Below are 18,104 nucleotides of genomic sequence, written 5' to 3'. Positions count from 1 at the left end.
TAGCAATGAAAAGTATACCTAAGTTTGGGCTTAGCTTGATATTGTGTTTTGGAGCGGGTTTTATAGGCAGTATATTTACTAAAATGTCTGTTAATACCTGGTATTTGGGCTTGTTAAAGCCGCATTTATCACCACCTAACTGGATTTTTGCACCTGTATGGAATTTTATATATTTCTTGTTGGCAGTTGCTTTTTATAAAATTTGGACAAGTGAATTTTTAGTGCAACGGAAAAGAGCCATGCGAATTTTTTGTGGACAACTTTTTCTTAATGTAGTTTGGTCAGCGGTGTTTTTTGGTTTACGTTCTCCGTATTTGGGATTTTTGGTTATGATACTATTATTAGTGGCAATTGTTTGGACAATTGTTTATTTTAGACGCATTTCTAAACAGACATCCTATTTGCTATATCCATATTTAGCCTGGGTTTGTTTTGCTAGCTATTTGAATTATAGCTTGTGGATTTTAAATCACTAATTGAATCAAAGATGAGGATGTGAGTTTATGCTTGCTAAAAAAGTTATAATACGTATTAATGGGGATGAATACGCTTATTCCAAAGGTGTAAGTTTACTTAAAATAAGTGAAGATTTTTTGAGATTTTACAGAACACCAATCGTTGCAGCGATGATTAATAATAATTTGAAAGATATGTCCACTAAGATTAATGAGGATTGTGTCGTAGAATTTTTTGACTTGGCAACAGAAGTCGGTTTCAAAGTGTATCAGCGAAGTCTGATTTTTATAATGGTTTTAGCTGCTAGAGAAATTTTTCCGAAGGGCAGGTTAATTGTAGAACACTCGTTGAGTAAAGGGCTTTATTGTGAATTTAGATTAGATTATCCATTGAATTTTTTTGATGTTCAGGCTATTGAAAAGCGAATGCGTGAATTAGTTGCTGAAGATTTGCCTATTGAAAAAAAGACGATAAGTATTGAAGAAGCCGTGGCATTGTTTGAAGCTGTGGGAGAAGTTGAAAAAGTTAAGCTCCTGAAACAGAGTAATCGTCAAAATACAGGCATATATTTTTGTGGGGAAGGGTATGACTATTTTTATCGGACAATGGTTCCAAGTACAGGTTACATAAAAACTTTTGAGCTTAGATATTACGAACCAGGAATGATTTTAAGATTTCCTTTGCAAGAGGAACCATATAAATTGCCACAATTTGAAGAAATGCCTAAATTAGCAAAAGTTTTTTTAGAGGCTGAAAGATGGGCTGAAATTGTTGAGTGCGATTATATTGGACGGTTGAACGAATATGTGAAAGCTGGTGACATTAACAATGTTATTTTAATGGCGGAAGCATTACATGAGAAAAAAATGGCTGAAATAGCAGATTATATTATGAATAATATCAATCGCTTTAAAATAATATTGGTGGCAGGACCTTCCTCGTCAGGAAAGACGACGTTTATTCAAAGGTTAAGTGTGCAATTAAAAGTATTGGGAATTGATACGATAAAAATCTCTTTAGATGACTATTTTATTGATCGGGAGAAAATTGCCAAGCCCAAAGGTGAATTGGATTTGGAGTCTTTAGAGGTTGTTGATGTTGAACTTTTTAAGGAACATTTACGCAGAATGTTATTGGGAGAAGAGGTGGAATTACCTAGATTTGATTTTGCTACTGGCAAACAAGTGGCGTCTGGTAGAAAAGTACAGTTAGGAAAGCGAAAGTTAGTGATAATAGAAGGAATTCATGCGTTAAACGAAAAACTTACAGCTAGCGTATCTAAGCATCATAAGATTAAAATTCATATTAGTGCAATGACACAAATTGCAATTGATGAACACAATAGAATTCCAACTACTGATGCGCGACTTATTCGCAGAATTGTTAGAGATAGTCAATTTAGAAATCGTGATGCATTGAATACACTGAAAATGTGGGCTTCCGTAATGCGTGGTGAAGAAAAAAATATTTTCCCGTATTCAGAAGATGCAGATTTAATGTTTAACTCAGCTTTAATTTATGAATTGGCAGTATTGGGAAGCTTTGCTATTCCTCTATTAGAAAAAATAGGCACTGAACATAAAGAACACGGCGAAGCAAGACGCCTAATTAGATTATTATCTTATTTTGCGCCTGTTACTGATGCGGAAATTCCTCTTAATTCTATTTTACGTGAGTTTATAGGTAAATCTTGTTTTTTTGATTAAACGTTATAAGAGAGTATTTAATTTCAGGCAAGACAATAGTGATTTTAATATAAAATATTAAAATCACTATAAAATTAAGATTGGGAGAAATGAAAATAAAAATTAGCAGTGCTAATTAATAAAATTTTTCCAGTTAGATAAAATATAGAATTTTGAGATGAAATACGAGATAAATATTTGCAAAATTAAAAAAATAGTTGCAAGATATAATTAGAAAATTGGTTCAAAAATAGGAGGGTTGACAATGAAAACAACGGCTAAATTTTTGCTTAGACTGATGTTAATTAGTTTTCTAGTTGCTATTTTTGGAAGTGGTCTTGGTTATACTGAAAATATAGTTAGTGCAAAAGAAACAATAAAATTTTCTAATGGTGATGTTTACGAAGGTGATGTTGTTAATGGTACTATGCATGGTAAGGGAGTATATATATATCTAAATGGCTCAAAATATGAGGGAGATTTTGTCAATGGCAAATATCAAGGTAAAGGGGTATATACACTAATTTCAGGAGATTTTTACAAAGGTGATTTTGCTGAAAACACATATCATGGAAAAGGGATTTTTAAATGGACAAACGGTGATTATTATGAAGGCAGTTTTGTTAACGGCAGCTATTATGGAAAAGGAGTTTTTGCTTGGGCTAATGGAGATATGTATAAAGGCGATTTCGTAAACGGGAAATATCAAGGAAAAGGAATATTTAAATGGTCTAATGGTAACTATTATGAAGGAGATTTTTTCCAAGGAAAGTATCATGGCAAAGGAACTTTCAAATGGGCTAATGGAAACTATTATGAGGGATACTTTATAGAGGGAAATTACCATGGACAAGGAACTTTTAAGTGGTCTAATGGAGATATGTATAAAGGCGATTTTATAAATGGGAAATATCAAGGTACAGGTATTTTTAAATGGTCCAATGGCAAATCTTATGAGGGCGACTTTATTAATGGGAAAGCCACTGGTATTGGTAAAATCAAGTATGAGGATGGTTCTCGTTATGAAGGCGAGGTTTTTGAAGGTTTGCCTGATGGTTTAGGAATTAAATATTTATCTGATGGAACACGCCTAGAAGGGTATTGGTTATATGGTGAATATCTAGGTTAGTAGATAAAAAAGTGTTTTTGCATTAAACCTCTTGCATTATGTATACAATAATAGTATTATAATTTAGTGAATTTCATCACAACCTATTAGGGGGGATGATTGAATTTTATTAAATATATAATTAACCAACGGAGGCAAAAATAATGAACAATTTAGAATTTATTTATAAGCGACATAGTGTAAGAACATTTACAAATGAAGTAGTAAAACCGGAAGACTTAGCGGCGATTATTCAGGCAGCTACTTATGCTCCTTCAGGCAAAAATTTACAAAACTGGCATTTTGTGGTAGTTAAGAATCAAGAAAAAATCGAAAAAATTGTAAAGTTAGTTGAAGAAAAAAATGCTGAATTGGCAGCTTATTTAACAGATGAAGCTAAGCAAAAAGCGTTTCGAGCAGCTCTGAAATATAATACTGCTTTTAGGGGGGCGCCAATGTTAATTTTGGTTTATGCAGGTCCATATCCAACTTTGGCAGACGATTTGCTGGAATACAGTACATTAGATAAAGCACAGGCCTTAGAATACACTAAACCTAACCCTGGTATTCAAAATATTGGGGCGGCGATTCAAAACCTACAGTTGGCTGCAGCAAATATGGGATATGGAACTTGTTGGATGACAGGCGCAACTTATGCTGATAAGGAAATTAGTGAATATCTTGGTTTTGCCAAACCCGGTTTTTACTTGGCGGCGATGTCAACTTTAGGTGTACCAGCAAGAACTGATATAAAAAATCCACCGCGTAAAGCTGTGGAAGCTGTTATGACGATAATTGATTAAATTATAAAGACAGGAAAAAAATCGCTTAATTGAGCGATTTTTTCTTTACCATTAGCAGACAAAAATATTGTTTTAAGGTATACTTCAAATATAAGTTGGAGGTGGAAGATGAAAGCATATGTAACAACAGCCCTAGGGAATTTTTGCATTGAAGAACAAGATAAGAAAATTATTAGAGTTTCTTATGTACAAGATGAAATTCCTGTAGAACAAGATAAGTTAAATTATATTTTGAAAAAAGCACAACAACAATTACAGGAATATTGCCTAGGGGAACGGCAGGAATTTAAATTACCTTTGAACCCTCAAGGAACAGCATTTCAAAAAAAAGTCTGGCAAGCCTTGAGTGAAATTCCCTACGGTGAAACTGCAACTTATAAAGAAATAGCTGAAAAAATTGGTCAACCAGAAGCATATCGGGCGGTGGGGGCTGCTAATAATAAAAATCCTTTGTTGATATTTATACCTTGTCATCGAGTTATTGGTGTTACAGGCAGCTTAATAGGTTTTGCAGCAGGCTTAAGTTTAAAAGAAAGTCTCTTAAACTTAGAAAAATTGGCAGTAGCAGGAGCGCAAGTATGTCCCCAACAAATAAAGCAGCAACTACAAGAATTAGCGGAAGAAAAATACCAAGCATTTTCTAAAAGTTTAGTTCCGAATATAGATAATATACTGGGAGTTCGTGTGCCAATTTTGCGAAAAATAGCTAAAAATATGCTTAAAGAGGATTGGCGCTCATATTTAAAAGTAGCACCACAAGAGCATTTTGAAGAAGTTATGCTACAAGGTATGATTATTGGTTATGCTAACTGTAGTTTAGAAGAGCGGCTTCACCATATAAAAGTATTTGTACCGCAAATAAATAATTGGGCAATCTGCGACAATTTTTGTAATGGGTTGAAATTTGCTAAAAATAATAAAGCACAGGTCTGGAATTTTTTGCAGCCTTATCTTGCTTCTAAAAAAGAATTTGAAGTCCGTTTTGCAGTTGTAATGTTTTTAGAATATTATTTAGATGAGGAATATGCTGCGCAAGTGTTAGCGGCTTTAGATAAAATTAAGCATGACGGGTACTACGTAAAGATGGCAGTGGCCTGGGTAATTGCAACTTGTTTTCTTAAAGCACCAGCGTTGACTAAAGCGTATTTGCAAAACAATTTGTTAGATGACTTTACTCACAATAAAGCAGTGCAAAAAATTATTGAATCTTGTCGAGTTTCTTTGCTTGTTAAAAACGAAATTCGGGCGATGCGTAGAAACTAATATAAAAAAAATAAGCTGTCTTAATTAGTAAATAGTAGTTTAGAAACCGAGTGATTCAGCTATTATAATGACTTCTGAAACAGTATTTTTCATGCTTTTTAAATGAATATTTAAAGTGTTGCAAATTCTTTCTGGTGCGGAGCAATCATAACAGCGAGCGGCATTTAGTGCGCATGGTGTTTGTAAGCTAAAGGTAAATACATGGAGTTAATTTTAGGAGGTGGTAGAGATGCAAACGGAATTTGAGTTTTCTTTACCAGGAGGTTATATTGATAGGCAAGGTATTATTCATCAAAAAGGGATAATGCGCTTAGCTTCAGCTGCTGACGAATTAACAGCTGTAAAAAAAGCAAATGAAAAAGGTAATGCTGCAGCGGTGTATGTGTTTTTGCTAGCAAAAGTAATTAAGAATATTGGGACTTGTGAGGAAATTAAACCAGAAATAATTGAGGATTTATTTGCTAGAGACTACAATTATTTGAAAGATTTTTACCAAAAAATAAATGATTATGAGCGCAATAATTTGAAGATTTGCCCACATTGTGGTAAAGAACTAGAATGAGAGGTAAAAGTTTTGTGGACATTTGTTAGTCAACAAGAACAGCTAAAACAGGCAGTAGTTATTTTACATGAAATTTATGGTCTAAATGATTTTATTGAAGAATTGTGTATAAGCTATCAACAGAAAGGGTATGCAGTGTTTGCGCCTAATTTGTTAAAGCGAGAGATAACTTTTGCTTATGAGCAGGAAACTGAAGCTTATACTTATTTTAACCAGCAAGTTGGTTTTAAAATTGTTAAACAAGTAGAGCGGTTAATAAATGATTTAAAAGAAGAATACGAGCAAGTAATTGTTATAGGGTTTAGTGTTGGGGCAACTTTAGCTTGGTTGTGTTGTGAGAACAGCAACTGTGCAGCGGTAGTGTGTTTTTATGGGTCGAGAATTCGAGATTATCTGCACTTACAACCAGTTTGTCCAGCATTAGTGCTGTTTGCTAGTGAAGATTTGTTCGAAGTTGATAAAGTAATTGAATTATTAAGTGGCAAGGCAAATCTAGAAAGCAAAAAAATTACAGGACGACATGGGTTTATGGATTCTTATGGTAAAAAATTTTCTTTTACATCTAATTTAGAAGCACAAAAAAGTGTAGAGTTGTTTTTAGCAGAACTAGAAACTATGATATAAGTTCAACGATATTATAATTTTAGTAATCTATAAGTAGTTAGGTGAAATTCAAGCGATTATCATAATCAGAGCAAATTCTGATGTTAAGGGTATTTATTAAAGGTTAGGAGAGTTTGAGATAACTGCTAGTTTAAAAGGTATTAGTTCAATAAATTTATAAAAATTAAAAAGTGAGGCGTTTAAGTGTTTATTGATTTTGAAAAAATAACAACAACTACAATTGCTAATTTTCGTGGTGGTGAAAAAGAATTTAATGCTAAAATTTATAATGATGCAGTAAATAAAATTATGAAAGTAACTTTAGCCCCAGGTGCTTCAATTGGAATGCATAAGCATGAGCAAGAAAGTGAAATTGTGTATGTTTTACAAGGAACTGGGAAGGCTATTTATGATGCATCAGAGGAAGTATTAAGTGTGGGTAAATGCCATTATTGTCCGCAAGGTCATAGCCATAGTGTGATAAATACGGGCACAGAAGACTTGATTTTATTTGCAATTATTCCTCAACATTCCTAGGCAGAAGTTTATTTTTCTTTATTTTTTCTAATAAAACTGATATGATATAGCCAAGAAAATAAGGAAGGTGATTAATCGTGGATGAACCAATTTTAGGACAAATCCAGTTATTTGCATTTTCTTGGAAAATTGAAGGTTGGATGCCTTGTGAAGGTCAACTTTTGAGAATAACTGAAAATCAGGCGTTGTTTGCACTTATCGGAACAACTTATGGAGGGGATGGTCAAGCTACATTTGCTTTGCCAGACTTAAGAAATAAGGCTCCACACACAGCAATGCATTATCATATTGCCGTAAGAGGTCTTTTCCCACAACGCCAGTAAAATTAAACTAAACAGACTACCTACAAAAACATAAGTAGGTAGTTTTTTATTGAAAGTTATTGACATATGCAAAATATAAAGTTATAATGAAATTGTAATTGGCATATGCCGAATATAACTAAAGATTTTAAAAGGAGCGATTGAAATGCCAAGAAGAGATGGAACAGGACCAATGGGTGAAGGCAGTAAAACAGGTAGAGGATTAGGTGTTTGTAATACAGCAGAAATGACAGCTAACACTAGTGAGAAGGGTATAAATGGTTTTGGCAGTGGTAAAGGCTGTAGACGTGGTGGCAAAGGCTGTCAACAGGGTAGACGCAAAGGTCAACAAGGTATTTAGCGGGAAAGTTTGTCTGCTTGCGGGGTTATGGTAAAATAGATGTAAATAAAAATTATTTTTAGGAGAAAACATCAATGCCTAGACCAAGAAAATGGAAAAAAGTTTGTTGTCTACCAGCCAGTGAATTATATGGTCCCCTTAGGAATCAAGGTGAAACGCAAGAAACTATTGTAATGTCAGTAGAAGAATACGAAACTATTCGCTTGATTGACCTAGAGCGGTTTACACAAGAAGAGTGTTCAGAAAGAATGCAGGTATCGCGTGGTACTGTGCAAAAATTGTACACTGATGCGCGGGAAAAATTAGCTACTTCATTAGTTAATGGTCATGTTTTGATGATTGCTGGAGGCGACTATGAATTCTACAATGAACAAGAACGACGCTTAGCTTGTGGGCGGTGTCGACGTAATGCTTGTGGGAAAAATCTACAGAAAAATTTTAATTTGGAGTGTAAAAATAACTGACGGAACATTGTTCCGTCAGTTATTTTTTAAAAACGATGAATAAGATAAACACCAGCTATTAAAAATAAAACGCCTAAAGCGCGTAGTGGGGTGAAGGCGTGTAGTGTATTGCCTAGAATTCCATAATGGTCTAATAATACGGCTAAGAGAACTTGCCCACAAAGTACTAAGCTGAACATATTAGCAAAGCCAATTTTGGGGGAAGCCAATATAGTAATGAATACATAAAAAGCGCCTAAAAGTCCGCCACTGAAAAGCCAGAGACTTAGGCTACTAAAGTTAGTTTGAGTAAGCGAATAGTTACCGCTAGATAATGAAAAAAAGAATATAATGGCCAAGGCGATAGTGCCAATTGCAAAAGAAATTAAAGATGAGAATAGAGGACTATTTACTGCTAGTCGCAACTGAGTATTGATGCTAACTTGCAATGTAAGTGCTAAACCAGCTATAAAAGATAGAAAGTAATAGACTAGAGACATTAATTATCCTCCTTAATATTGTTTTAGACTAATTATAATTGGCGGTTTAGGATTCGTAAAGGACAAAAAGCTAAAAATCACCTACTGTGAAAACTATTGTGCTGGCGATAATGAATATCGTCTTCTTGGTAGTGCGTAAGCTGTTGGTCGAGTAATGTGCTAGCCTTAGTAAGAGAATTATAGCCAAACTTAGCACGTATTTGATCACTTATTGCAACTATACGTGCTTGCTGGTCAGTTGTTTGTTGGGTTTCGGCGAATAGAGAAAGTTGTTCACCGGTTTGAGTCAAGTTTATTAAATTAATACAGCGCAGGCCAAGGCTTCTAACGGGCTTATTCCACAGATAAGTTTCGTTAAAAAGTTGCATGGCCAAAGATAAAAGTTGTTCACTGTGGTCAGTTGCTGTAGCAAAAGTAATCTGTTTGTGCATATAGTCTAAGTGATTGTCTCGAATACTTATTTGCAAGGCTTGCGCTTTTAATTTATTTTCCCGTAATCTTAAAGCAATACTTTCGGCTAAGGTAGCAAAAACTAATTTAACTTCGGCTGCAGTATGAAGGTCACGGGCACAAGTTGTACTGTTCCCCAACGATTTTATTGATTTTTCGTCAGAAATTTTGCTAACTACGGTTTGATCTAGTCCATTGGCATAAAGCCAGAGCATAGGACCCCATTTACCTAATTTAGTTCGGAGAAAGTTTTTGTCAAGTTTGGCTAATTTACCAATAGTATCTATGCCAAATAGTCTTAATTTACTAGCTGTTGCTTTACCAACATAAAGTAGATTTTCTATGGGTAAAGGCCAAACTACATTTTGGAAATTTTCTAGAGTTACTTGGCTGATAGCATCAGGTTTTTTGAGATCAGAAGCTAATTTGGCAAAAACTTTATTAAAAGAAACACCAATGGAAACAGTAAGTCCTAGTTCTTGTTTTACTCTTTGGCGAATTATTTCTGCGATTTCTAAAGGTTGACCGAAAAGATTCTTGGAACCTGTAACATCTAGCCAAGCTTCGTCAATGCCAAAAGGTTCAACTTGATCAGTGTACTCGCTGTAAATTAGACGCGCTTTTTGCGAGAAAAAGTAGTATTGCGAAAAATCTGGTTCAACGATTATTAAGTGTGGGGCTTTAGTTTTGGCTTGCCAAATAGCTTCGCCAGTTTTAACGCCGAGAGCTTTAGCTGGTTCGTTTTTAGCTAAAACAATGCCATGACGCTCTTGTTGGCTACCACAAACTGCTAGGGGAAGATGTTTTAGTTGGGGGCGTTCGAGACAAGCTACTGAAGCATAAAAATTGTTTAAGTCAATATGTAAAATATCAGGCATGAACTAATTGTCACCACCAAACGAACTAATGTTTGGTTAAATTATAGCTTATTGTTCGCAAAATAGCAAATAATGTATAAACTTGATTTGCTTAAAAAAAAATGCTATTCTAAGTAACATGTTAGATATTTACGGAGGCGATAAACTGATGATAAGAAAAATTATAATTGTTATGTGGATGCTACTTGCTTTTGTTAGTAGCAATCAGGTTTCAGCGGCAGGTCAATTGACAATGACAGATGTTGAAAGATATTTGGCGCCGATATATCAAGAGTTCGAAGCACGTGGTTCGAAAGTTAAAGTGGATTTAGAACTAATTACTCCAATTGCCAACTTTAATGCTAAGATTGATGTTTTAGGTGTAGATAGTAAATCTAAAGTTAGCAAATTAGATTATCAAATTGAATTTTTAATGTTAGGTAAAGCTAAAAAAGAGTTTACAATACAACAATACTTAGAACAAAATGGAACAGATCTACATGTATATACTCAACTGGATAAGCAGTGGACTAAACAAATAATTCCTAATCTCATTATAAATGATAAAAAGTTAGCAGAAAAACAAAAGGTTGAACGTTTAGAATTCATAAAATCAGTAGAATTATTAAATTATAATACTGAACAAGTTGAATTAGCAGTAGTTGTGAACACAACTAGGTTATATGATTTAGTGGAGAAAGCTATCTTAGCAGATAAAACTTCTTTTAAAACTCCAGAAGCAAAAACAGAATTTTTGACAGCATATCACGAAATTATGAGTAAAGCTGGAGATATTACTTATAAGGAAAAAATTGATCGGAAGAATAAAGTTATTAATTCGGAAATTGACTTTACTGATTTTACTAGAAATATTGTTAATAATGTTATTGCCAAATATGATAAAAAAATGAAGGATAAAGATAAACAAGACTTAGCTAAATTTTTAGCAGCTTCTAAATTAACGATGAAATCTGAAGTAATTATGTTAGATAAACAAGAAAAAATTAAAATCCCCGCAGAAGTAAAGCAAGTAGCTAAAGAAATTCCGTCTAAAATTCAAAAGTCGAAGGCACAAACAGAGAAAATATAAACTAAAGTCTAAATTAGAAAAATAATATTTAACAATAAAAATAGCTCTGAAGTTTTAGTATTATTACTAACTTTCAGAGCTATTATCATTTTGTGAAAAATAATTGAAAAATATTTAAAGGAAATTATAAGTGATAAAAATAGCTATTGCGACAGTGCCCAAATATAAATTCGCTCCGACTAAAGTAAGTGATGTACCTAGTTTTAGTCCGAAAATGGCAACATTACTTGGCCAGACTCTAGAACATGAATCATATACGTTATGCCCAAAAGCAGCTAAGAGAAGTGTGAAGATTACTTCAGGTGCAGAAAGAAGTCCTTGTGCAAATAAGCTACCAGCTAAACCAATAGCAGCAATTAAAGTAGGTAAGCCAGCAATAATAACCATAACACCAGCAGTAGATAGGGAAAAACTTTGTAAGATTTGATCTAAAGTTGGGGCTAACTGTTCTAACCAAGTTGTTGATAGTAGCAGAGCAAAGAAGAAAGTAACAGGCATGAAAATTACTGCAATAGAGCGAAATTGTAGCCAAGCGCTATTGAGATCTTGAAAAAATGTATCAGCTTTGGAGATGTTGTTTTGGGGTGATACATTGCTTTGAAAACTGAAGTTATTCCAATTTTGATTGATTAGACGTTGCCAAAAAATACCAGTACAAGTAACGATTAGACTTAAGAGTATATGGATAACAATGAAAATGCTACCGAGTTCAATCCCTAAAGAATTTATTAATATTGGCGTAAAATAAAAAGCTGTAAAATATATTCCGGTAGGCAGTGAACCCATAAGATATACTGCTGTAATAGTGTTGGTGCTAAGCTTATTAGTTTTAGCACAATCAGCCAAAAGCGCATTTGCAGCATAGCGATTTAAAAGACAAAGGATAAAAAAAGGACCTAGTTCTTTAGGAATTTTTCCCAACCATGTTAAAGGTCTAGTTAATTTGCTAAAAAAAATAAAAATTTTACCACGCCGTAAAACTACACCACACCAACAACCAAACAACATGGCAGGTAAAGCTGCTTTCCAAATTATAAAAGTTTTTGTACAGGCTAGAAAGATAAAATCGCTATTCATATTTTGTCACCAATAAAAGCTGCTAAATCAAGCTCCATATGCACTGTTTGATGGATATCTTCTTCATCTACAGTTATTTTAAAACCGTTTTTTAACCAAAAATTAAAGCCGCCCGGTAAAAACTTATGTGTGTGCAAATAGAGAAATTTGTAATTAGCGGATAAAGCGAAATCTAGTGCGGAATTAAATAGTTGAGAGCCAATTCCCGAACGCCTAAGTTCGGGGCTGATATAACAACGTCCAATTTCAGCAGCAGTATGAGGTGCATATCTACCCTTGATACAGGATATTCGATCATTATAAACTGAGACAGCAATCGTTCCGACTAGCTGACCGGTTGTTAAAAAAGCTCCTATTAAAGTGTGGCGTTCCGGGAGAAAATATTTTGCCTGAGATTGTTCTAAATCTTGGTATTGATTAGGACTTATCTCACCATTATAAAGCAGTTTACATTGTTGTAGGAGAAAATTTTTAACCGTTTCTATTTCGGAAATTTTGGCTGTGCGAATAATTATTGGTGTATCTTTTATTAACATACGAACTCCTTTTTTTACATTTAATATAGTTAAAACAAAAAAAGGGCACCCTTCATTAGAAAGAGTGTCCTGAATTTAGTCGAAAAGCACAATTTATTAAGGCTAAAAACTTAATAATCATATTTCGCAATCTCCATCCCCATCTTTCGTAGGTAATAGCGGTGATTGTTTAAACAGGCAGTTACTGGCTTGAGATTGTCTGTGAGAGTATGTAATAAACAATCTTTTACAGTGGCGGGACCGCGTCGGAATACACCGAACTTTTCTTTTAGGCCAAGAGGCACCTGTTAAACTTTATTATATAAAATATTTTTTTATTTTATCAAAATTATCATGTATTGTCAATGAAATTGCTGATTTCTAGGAGTTTAAGTTGAGAAATAAGAACAAATATAGAATGAAAAAGAACAATATTCGTAATGTGGAAAGATTAATTAGTAATAATTAGCGCTACTTGTAAATTAAAATTATTGTTGTTATACTCATATAGAGAAAAAAGTTTTTTGGAGGTTGCAAATGGATTTTAGAAGATATTTAAAAGATTATCCTGATAAAAATGGACGTTTTGGAGTATATGGTGGGGCTTATTTACCGCAAGAATTAGAACCAGCTTTTAGAGAAATAGCTGATGCGTATCAAACAATTTGCCATTCTTCTCAATTTATAAATGAATTACGGCGTATTCGCAAAGAATTTCAAGGGCGCCCTACGCCGGTATACCATTGTGAGCGTTTATCTAGAAAACTTGGTAATTGCCAAATTTATTTGAAAAGAGAAGATTTAAATCATACAGGGGCGCACAAACTAAATCATTGCATGGGTGAAGGTTTATTGGCCAAATTTATGGGGAAAAAACGTTTAATTGCTGAAACTGGTGCGGGACAGCATGGGGTAGCATTAGCGACAGCAGCAGCATTTTTTGGGTTGGAATGTGAAATTCATATGGGTGAAGTTGATATTGCTAAACAGGCTCCCAATGTAACTAGAATGAAAATTTTAGGTGCAAAGGTAGTTCCAGTAAGTCATGGTTTAAAAACACTTAAAGAGGCAGTAGATTCGGCATTTGAATCTTACGCTCAAAATTATAAAGAATCGATATACTGTATAGGTTCAGCCTTAGGACCACATCCATTCCCATTAATGGTTAGAGATTTCCAGGCCGTTATTGGCTATGAAGCAAAAGACCAGTTTAAGGAAATGACGGGACTTTTACCAGATTTAGTTTGTGCTTGTGTAGGTGGTGGTAGTAATGCTGCGGGTATGTTTATTCCTTTTCTTGATGAACCAGTAGAAATTGTAGGTGTAGAACCATTAGGACGCGGGAAAACTCTGGGGGAACATGCGGCGACAATGTCATACGGGGAACGAGGAATAATGCATGGTTTTGAAAGTATTATGCTCAAAGATGAGCAAGGCGAACCAGCACCAGTATATTCAATTGCCAGTGGTTTAGACTACCCTTCTGTCGGTCCAGAACATGCTTTTTTGCATGACCTTGGTCGTGTACACTATGAAACAAGTAGCGATGAAGAAGCTATTGATGCTTTTTTTAAACTATCACGTTATGAAGGGATAATACCAGCACTAGAGAGTTCGCACGCAGTAGCTTATGCTATGAAAAAAGCTCAAGAAATGAAACAAGGTTCTATTTTGGTTAGCTTAAGTGGTCGAGGAGATAAAGATGTAGATTATGTTGTTGAGCACTATGGTTATGGTGAAGAATACAAATAATTAATATATAGATACCGTATAAAATAGATACTACTCGAAATAGGTAGTACAAGCTGTTTTATGCGGTGTCTTTTTTATATATAATAGTGAAACAAAACTATACTAAAGAGAAAGGAAATGTTAAAATATATTTAGATTATTTGAAAATATTACGGTTAGAAATTAATATGTATAAAGGAGGGGAATAAATTTATGAATAAATTTATGGATTTTGCCAATCAAGAAGCGATTCGTGGATTCATGCAAGATGCTGGTGGCCCATTTGGAGCTGTGATTGTAAGAGAAGGCAAGATTGTTGCTAGCGCTCACAATGAGGTTTTAAAGACTAATGATCCAACGGCACATGCAGAAGTAAATGCTATTCGTAAGGCGGCAGCAATATTAAATAAGTTTGATTTATCTGATTGTGAGCTATATACATCATGTGAACCTTGCCCGATGTGTTTAGCGGCAATATATTGGGCTCGCATAACTAAGGTCTATTATGGTTGTACGCGTTATGATGCTGCTAATATCGGTTTTGATGATAATGCAATATATGAATATATAAAGTTTCCAGATAAATACCAAGAAAACTTAAGACTATTACCGTTAGATCGGGAACAGTGTTTAATGAGTTTTCAAAAATGGCAAGAAAAACAAGATAGGATTATTTATTAAGCTGTTAAACTTGTTTAATGATAGAAAAATTTTAGTAAATACTTATTATAAAAAATATAGGGGTGGTGTAATTTATGAACAGGTATAAACTTATCTGCATAGGGTTACTTATATTTTTAAGTAATATATTTATTAATAGTGTTTTTGCTCAAGAAAACAATACTTTAGAACAGAAATATTTAAAACAAGAGTGCATAAAAGCAACTATTGTGGCCATAGATTTGGAATTAGCTCGATATAAAAATTGGCTTTCTACAAGCGAAAAACAAGGTAACGAGAAACAAGTGTTGAACTTTCAACAAAGAATAGCAGAGTTGCAGATGGAACGGCAAAGATATTTAGATATGAATGTAGAAGAATATATTTTGCCGAAGAAGGAATTGGTGACTACGAAATTTGAAGCGCCAATAGGAATAGATTCGATTTTATACTTGAAAGAAATGTCAAAACACGGACCATGGTATCATATTGCAGGAATGGAAAATTTGGATTTGAGTTTTGTACAAGAAAATTCTCACTATCAGGTTGGCTTTTATAATATTTATCCACGAAATTATTGGGGGATGAATAGTGCATATATTTATATTAGTGATGTTTCTAGTAGCTTAGAAAATAGGCAGATAAGCGGAGAAGTATTTACACCGAAAAATTTTGTTAATTTCAAAGAAAACTTAGTGCCGGTTAATAATTATAAAGTGTATCTATTAAAAGAAATGAATGCAGATGGCGCTAAATTAGTATTATCTGCTAATAAATCAAAATTTTCCATACAGTTGTCAGCCGAAGACTTGGCTACCTACAAATACATTGAATTTGTAGCTGAACATCGAAGTAAGGTAATAAGTTTGGCGAATTTGCCAGATGAAAACTTGGAAATTATTCTAGAGCCGGAAATGATGGTTAAGAAACCAGCCATTTATTTATATCCGGAAAAATCAGAACAAATTATTATTAAGCATACGTTTAAAGGTAAAATTTTAAATACTTATCCCAAGTACAAGTACTCTTGGCAAGTTATAGCTCAACCTAATGGCATACTTTTAAATTTAGAAGATCAAAGAAGTTATCGCTACTTATTTTGGGACGGGAAGTATTCTTTTTCTGAACAGCATTATAAATACAAGGACGGGTTTTACATTAAAAGAGCAGATTATATAGACTTTTTACAAGAAAAATTATTGCAAATCGGGTTAAATCAACAAGAAATAAACGATTTTATTGTATATTGGTTGCCTGCTTTAAATAATTATGAACAATGTTTTATTCATTTTCGAATTAATGATGATATTGATGGAAGCTCTTTGTTAGAAACCATCCCTAAGGCAGATACGGTTTTAAGACTATTTATGGAATTCAGAGGAATTGCTCTTGCAGATAATATAACAAAATTACCGGAGCAGGAGTTACCGACAATATTGCGGCAAGGTTTTACTCTTGTAGAGTGGGGAGGTGCAGAAATAGGTAGTGAACAATTACAATAAGGGAGGCGAAATCAATGTTAATTAAAAAGCTTTTCTCGTTAACTGTAATTTTTACGTTTGCATTTTTCTGTTTTGGGGTGCAAGTTGGACAAACTAAAAATCTTGGGAATGAATTTTGGGATTTAAATTGGCAAGTAGAAGAACAAAAAATTGTTAAGCAGTTGGAGAGTGCTGATTTTAAAAAGAGTACTAGTTTAGAAGTTGATAATGGGAAAAAGATAGAATTTGAAAATGGTAAGTTTTTAGAATACGAATGTAACCTTACGGTTTTTATTACGAAGAAGGGAATAAGCAAACTAACAATAAAACTGTTGAAACAAGGTCCGGAAACGGCAAATATTTATCAAAATATGGAAAAATATTTTAAAGAAAAATATGGTAAACCACTTAATAAGGATATATTTTTTCAAAAAAGCAATCCGCCTATAAAAATAGAAACAATTTACTGGCAATTTATTGATCAGCAAGACAAGTTAGTGGAAATATACTTGAAGCGCGATGGAGTAACGGGTTATTTTGGTGAAAACCAAGAAACAAGTAAAATCGAAATTAGTGTTCTAAAAAGGTAAAGATTTTTATAAAAGCAACTCGTCACTATTATAAATAGGAAGAGTTGCTTTTTCTATTAACAAAACTAGTTATTTAGGCTAGAATTATAGCTAAATTATTTAAAAGGAAGTTAGAAAATGGATTTAACAAATTGTCAACTTTGCCCAAGAGCATGTTCGGTAAATAGAGAAAGCGGCGAATTAGGGTTTTGTGGTGCAGGCGCCAAGGTTAAAGTGGCTTTAGCAAGTTTGCATCAATGGGAAGAACCGTGTTTAGTGGGGGAAAATGGTGCAGGAACAGTGTTCTTTTCACACTGCAATCTTCATTGTGTATTTTGCCAGAATTATGAAATTAGTCAGCAAGGCGTAGGTAAAGTAATTTCGGTAGAACGCTTGGCCGAAATATTTTTGGAGCTACAAAAGCGTGGCGCTAGTACGTTAGATTTAGTAACACCCACACACTATGTACCACAAATTATAGACGCGGTAGTACGAGCTAAAGCACAAGGGTTTAATTTGCCAATTGTATATAACTCTAATGCCTATGAAACTGTAGCCACGATAGAGGCTTTAGCGGATATAGTAGATATATTTTTGCCGGATTTTAAATATTTTTCGTCCATAACAGGAAAATGCTATGCTCAAGCAATAGATTATCCCCAAGTTGCGCAAGCAGCAATTCAGCAGATGTTTAAGCAAGTAGGTAAGCCTGTTTTTCAAGGAGAACGATTGATTCGTGGGGTCATTGTGCGACATCTAGTACTACCGAGTCATTCGCAAGAGAGTTTGGCTATTGTACAATGGTTGTGGCAAACTTTTGCTAATGATGTATATTTGAGTTTGATGAATCAGTTCACACCTTTATATAAAGTTGCGAACTATCCGAAATTAAATAGAAACTTAACTAGTTTAGAATATAATAAAGTTGTTAAATATGCGGAAAAATTAGGGTTTAGCAATTGTTTTATTCAAACTAAAAATGCTGCGGGGCAAGAATTTATTCCTAAATTTGACGGAGCCGGTGTGGAATAAATCCTAAGAAGTGTAAATA

At 33.9% G+C, this 18,104-nt stretch carries 21 protein-coding genes and 1 riboswitch; of the genes, 17 read left to right on the top strand and 4 right to left on the bottom strand.

All coding sequences use genetic code 11. The annotated features are described in order from the left end of the window. The first annotated feature begins 5 nt into the window (after nt 1-5). The 11 genes from SUCMO_RS0106965 (at nt 6) to SUCMO_RS0106915 (ending at nt 8,144) form a co-directional block, all read left to right on the top strand. Complete coding sequence (locus tag SUCMO_RS0106965; RefSeq protein WP_019879908.1) at nt 6-476, top strand: TspO/MBR family protein; 471 nt, start codon at nt 6-8, stop codon at nt 474-476. Between the two features lie 27 nt (nt 477-503). Further along, the gene (locus tag SUCMO_RS0106960) at nt 504-2,162 is read left to right on the top strand and encodes a nucleoside kinase (protein WP_019879907.1); all 1,659 of its coding nucleotides are present in this window, start codon (nt 504-506) and stop codon (nt 2,160-2,162) included. A 244-nt stretch (nt 2,163-2,406) separates the two neighbouring features. Continuing rightward, nucleotides 2,407-3,270 carry an MORN repeat-containing protein gene (locus SUCMO_RS10535; RefSeq protein ID WP_019879906.1) on the top strand — a complete coding sequence of 288 codons (864 nt, stop codon included), beginning with the start codon at nt 2,407-2,409 and terminating at the stop codon, nt 3,268-3,270. Between the two features lie 143 nt (nt 3,271-3,413). Continuing rightward, nucleotides 3,414-4,052: a nitroreductase family protein gene (locus tag SUCMO_RS0106950; protein ID WP_019879905.1), complete on the top strand. Its 639-nt coding sequence runs from the start codon at nt 3,414-3,416 to the stop codon at nt 4,050-4,052. Nucleotides 4,053-4,160: 108 nt separating this feature from the next. Further along, nucleotides 4,161-5,315 (top strand): methylated-DNA--[protein]-cysteine S-methyltransferase, encoded by a 1,155-nt coding sequence (locus SUCMO_RS11475; protein ID WP_019879904.1) that lies wholly within the window; start codon nt 4,161-4,163, stop codon nt 5,313-5,315. Nucleotides 5,316-5,544: 229 nt separating this feature from the next. Then, entirely contained in the window at nt 5,545-5,877 is a 333-nt protein-coding gene (locus SUCMO_RS0106940; protein ID WP_019879903.1) for a hypothetical protein, read from the top strand. Between the two features lie 12 nt (nt 5,878-5,889). Continuing rightward, complete coding sequence (locus SUCMO_RS10530; RefSeq protein WP_019879901.1) at nt 5,890-6,501, top strand: dienelactone hydrolase family protein; 612 nt, start codon at nt 5,890-5,892, stop codon at nt 6,499-6,501. 183 nt (nt 6,502-6,684) lie between these two features. Continuing rightward, on the top strand, nt 6,685-7,017 hold the full coding sequence (locus tag SUCMO_RS0106930; protein WP_019879899.1) for a cupin domain-containing protein: 333 nt from the start codon (nt 6,685-6,687) through the stop codon (nt 7,015-7,017). 77 nt (nt 7,018-7,094) lie between these two features. Further along, nucleotides 7,095-7,340 (top strand): phage tail protein, encoded by a 246-nt coding sequence (locus SUCMO_RS0106925; protein ID WP_019879898.1) that lies wholly within the window; start codon nt 7,095-7,097, stop codon nt 7,338-7,340. Between the two features lie 145 nt (nt 7,341-7,485). Beyond that, a complete protein-coding gene (locus SUCMO_RS0106920; protein WP_019879896.1) occupies nt 7,486-7,680 on the top strand; it encodes a DUF5320 domain-containing protein in 195 nt (64 codons plus the stop codon). A 74-nt stretch (nt 7,681-7,754) separates the two neighbouring features. After that, the gene (locus tag SUCMO_RS0106915) at nt 7,755-8,144 is read left to right on the top strand and encodes a DUF134 domain-containing protein (protein ID WP_019879895.1); all 390 of its coding nucleotides are present in this window, start codon (nt 7,755-7,757) and stop codon (nt 8,142-8,144) included. A gap of 26 nt (nt 8,145-8,170) precedes the next feature. Here SUCMO_RS0106915 and SUCMO_RS0106910 read toward each other — a convergent pair whose 3' ends face one another. Together SUCMO_RS0106910 and dinB are read right to left on the bottom strand one after the other, a co-directional pair. Further along, nucleotides 8,171-8,623 carry a DMT family transporter gene (locus tag SUCMO_RS0106910; RefSeq protein ID WP_019879894.1) on the bottom strand — a complete coding sequence of 151 codons (453 nt, stop codon included), beginning with the start codon at nt 8,621-8,623 and terminating at the stop codon, nt 8,171-8,173. A gap of 77 nt (nt 8,624-8,700) precedes the next feature. Continuing rightward, nucleotides 8,701-9,951, bottom strand: a complete 1,251-nt coding sequence (gene dinB, locus SUCMO_RS10525; protein WP_019879893.1) for a DNA polymerase IV — start codon at nt 9,949-9,951, stop codon at nt 8,701-8,703. Between the two features lie 148 nt (nt 9,952-10,099). Between dinB and SUCMO_RS0106900 the strand changes: the two genes are divergently transcribed. Next, on the top strand, nt 10,100-11,020 hold the full coding sequence (locus tag SUCMO_RS0106900; protein ID WP_019879892.1) for a hypothetical protein: 921 nt from the start codon (nt 10,100-10,102) through the stop codon (nt 11,018-11,020). A gap of 114 nt (nt 11,021-11,134) precedes the next feature. Here SUCMO_RS0106900 and SUCMO_RS0106895 read toward each other — a convergent pair whose 3' ends face one another. Next, entirely contained in the window at nt 11,135-12,097 is a 963-nt protein-coding gene (locus tag SUCMO_RS0106895) for a hypothetical protein (RefSeq protein ID WP_019879891.1), read from the bottom strand. Then, nucleotides 12,094-12,633: a GNAT family N-acetyltransferase gene (locus SUCMO_RS0106890; RefSeq protein WP_019879890.1), complete on the bottom strand. Its 540-nt coding sequence runs from the start codon at nt 12,631-12,633 to the stop codon at nt 12,094-12,096. Before SUCMO_RS0106890 ends, SUCMO_RS0106895 begins: the two co-directional genes overlap by 4 nt. A 159-nt stretch (nt 12,634-12,792) precedes the next feature. Next, a riboswitch (cobalamin riboswitch) is annotated at nt 12,793-12,936 on the bottom strand. A gap of 213 nt (nt 12,937-13,149) precedes the next feature. On the opposite strand from SUCMO_RS0106890, the gene trpB reads away from it, so the two are divergent. The 5 genes from trpB to SUCMO_RS0106865 all read left to right on the top strand — a co-directional run bounded on the left by trpB (nt 13,150) and on the right by SUCMO_RS0106865 (nt 18,085). Continuing rightward, on the top strand, nt 13,150-14,364 hold the full coding sequence (gene trpB / locus SUCMO_RS0106885) for a tryptophan synthase subunit beta (RefSeq protein WP_019879889.1): 1,215 nt from the start codon (nt 13,150-13,152) through the stop codon (nt 14,362-14,364). Nucleotides 14,365-14,556: 192 nt separating this feature from the next. Continuing rightward, nucleotides 14,557-15,024, top strand: coding sequence for a nucleoside deaminase (locus SUCMO_RS11630; protein WP_019879888.1), 468 nt, complete (start codon nt 14,557-14,559; stop codon nt 15,022-15,024). A gap of 74 nt (nt 15,025-15,098) precedes the next feature. Further along, the gene (locus tag SUCMO_RS11010) at nt 15,099-16,505 is read left to right on the top strand and encodes a hypothetical protein (RefSeq protein ID WP_019879887.1); all 1,407 of its coding nucleotides are present in this window, start codon (nt 15,099-15,101) and stop codon (nt 16,503-16,505) included. A gap of 14 nt (nt 16,506-16,519) precedes the next feature. Next, a complete protein-coding gene (locus SUCMO_RS0106870) occupies nt 16,520-17,074 on the top strand; it encodes a hypothetical protein (protein WP_019879886.1) in 555 nt (184 codons plus the stop codon). A 117-nt stretch (nt 17,075-17,191) separates the two neighbouring features. Continuing rightward, nucleotides 17,192-18,085: a radical SAM protein gene (locus SUCMO_RS0106865; RefSeq protein ID WP_019879885.1), complete on the top strand. Its 894-nt coding sequence runs from the start codon at nt 17,192-17,194 to the stop codon at nt 18,083-18,085. Nucleotides 18,086-18,104: the final 19 nt, after the last annotated feature.

It is taken from the genome of Succinispira mobilis DSM 6222, from assembly GCF_000384135.1.
Lineage (GTDB): Bacteria > Bacillota > Negativicutes > Acidaminococcales > Succinispiraceae > Succinispira > Succinispira mobilis.
The sequence above is the reverse complement of the archived record's forward strand: the minus strand, read 5'-3'. Positions and strand labels throughout refer to the sequence as shown.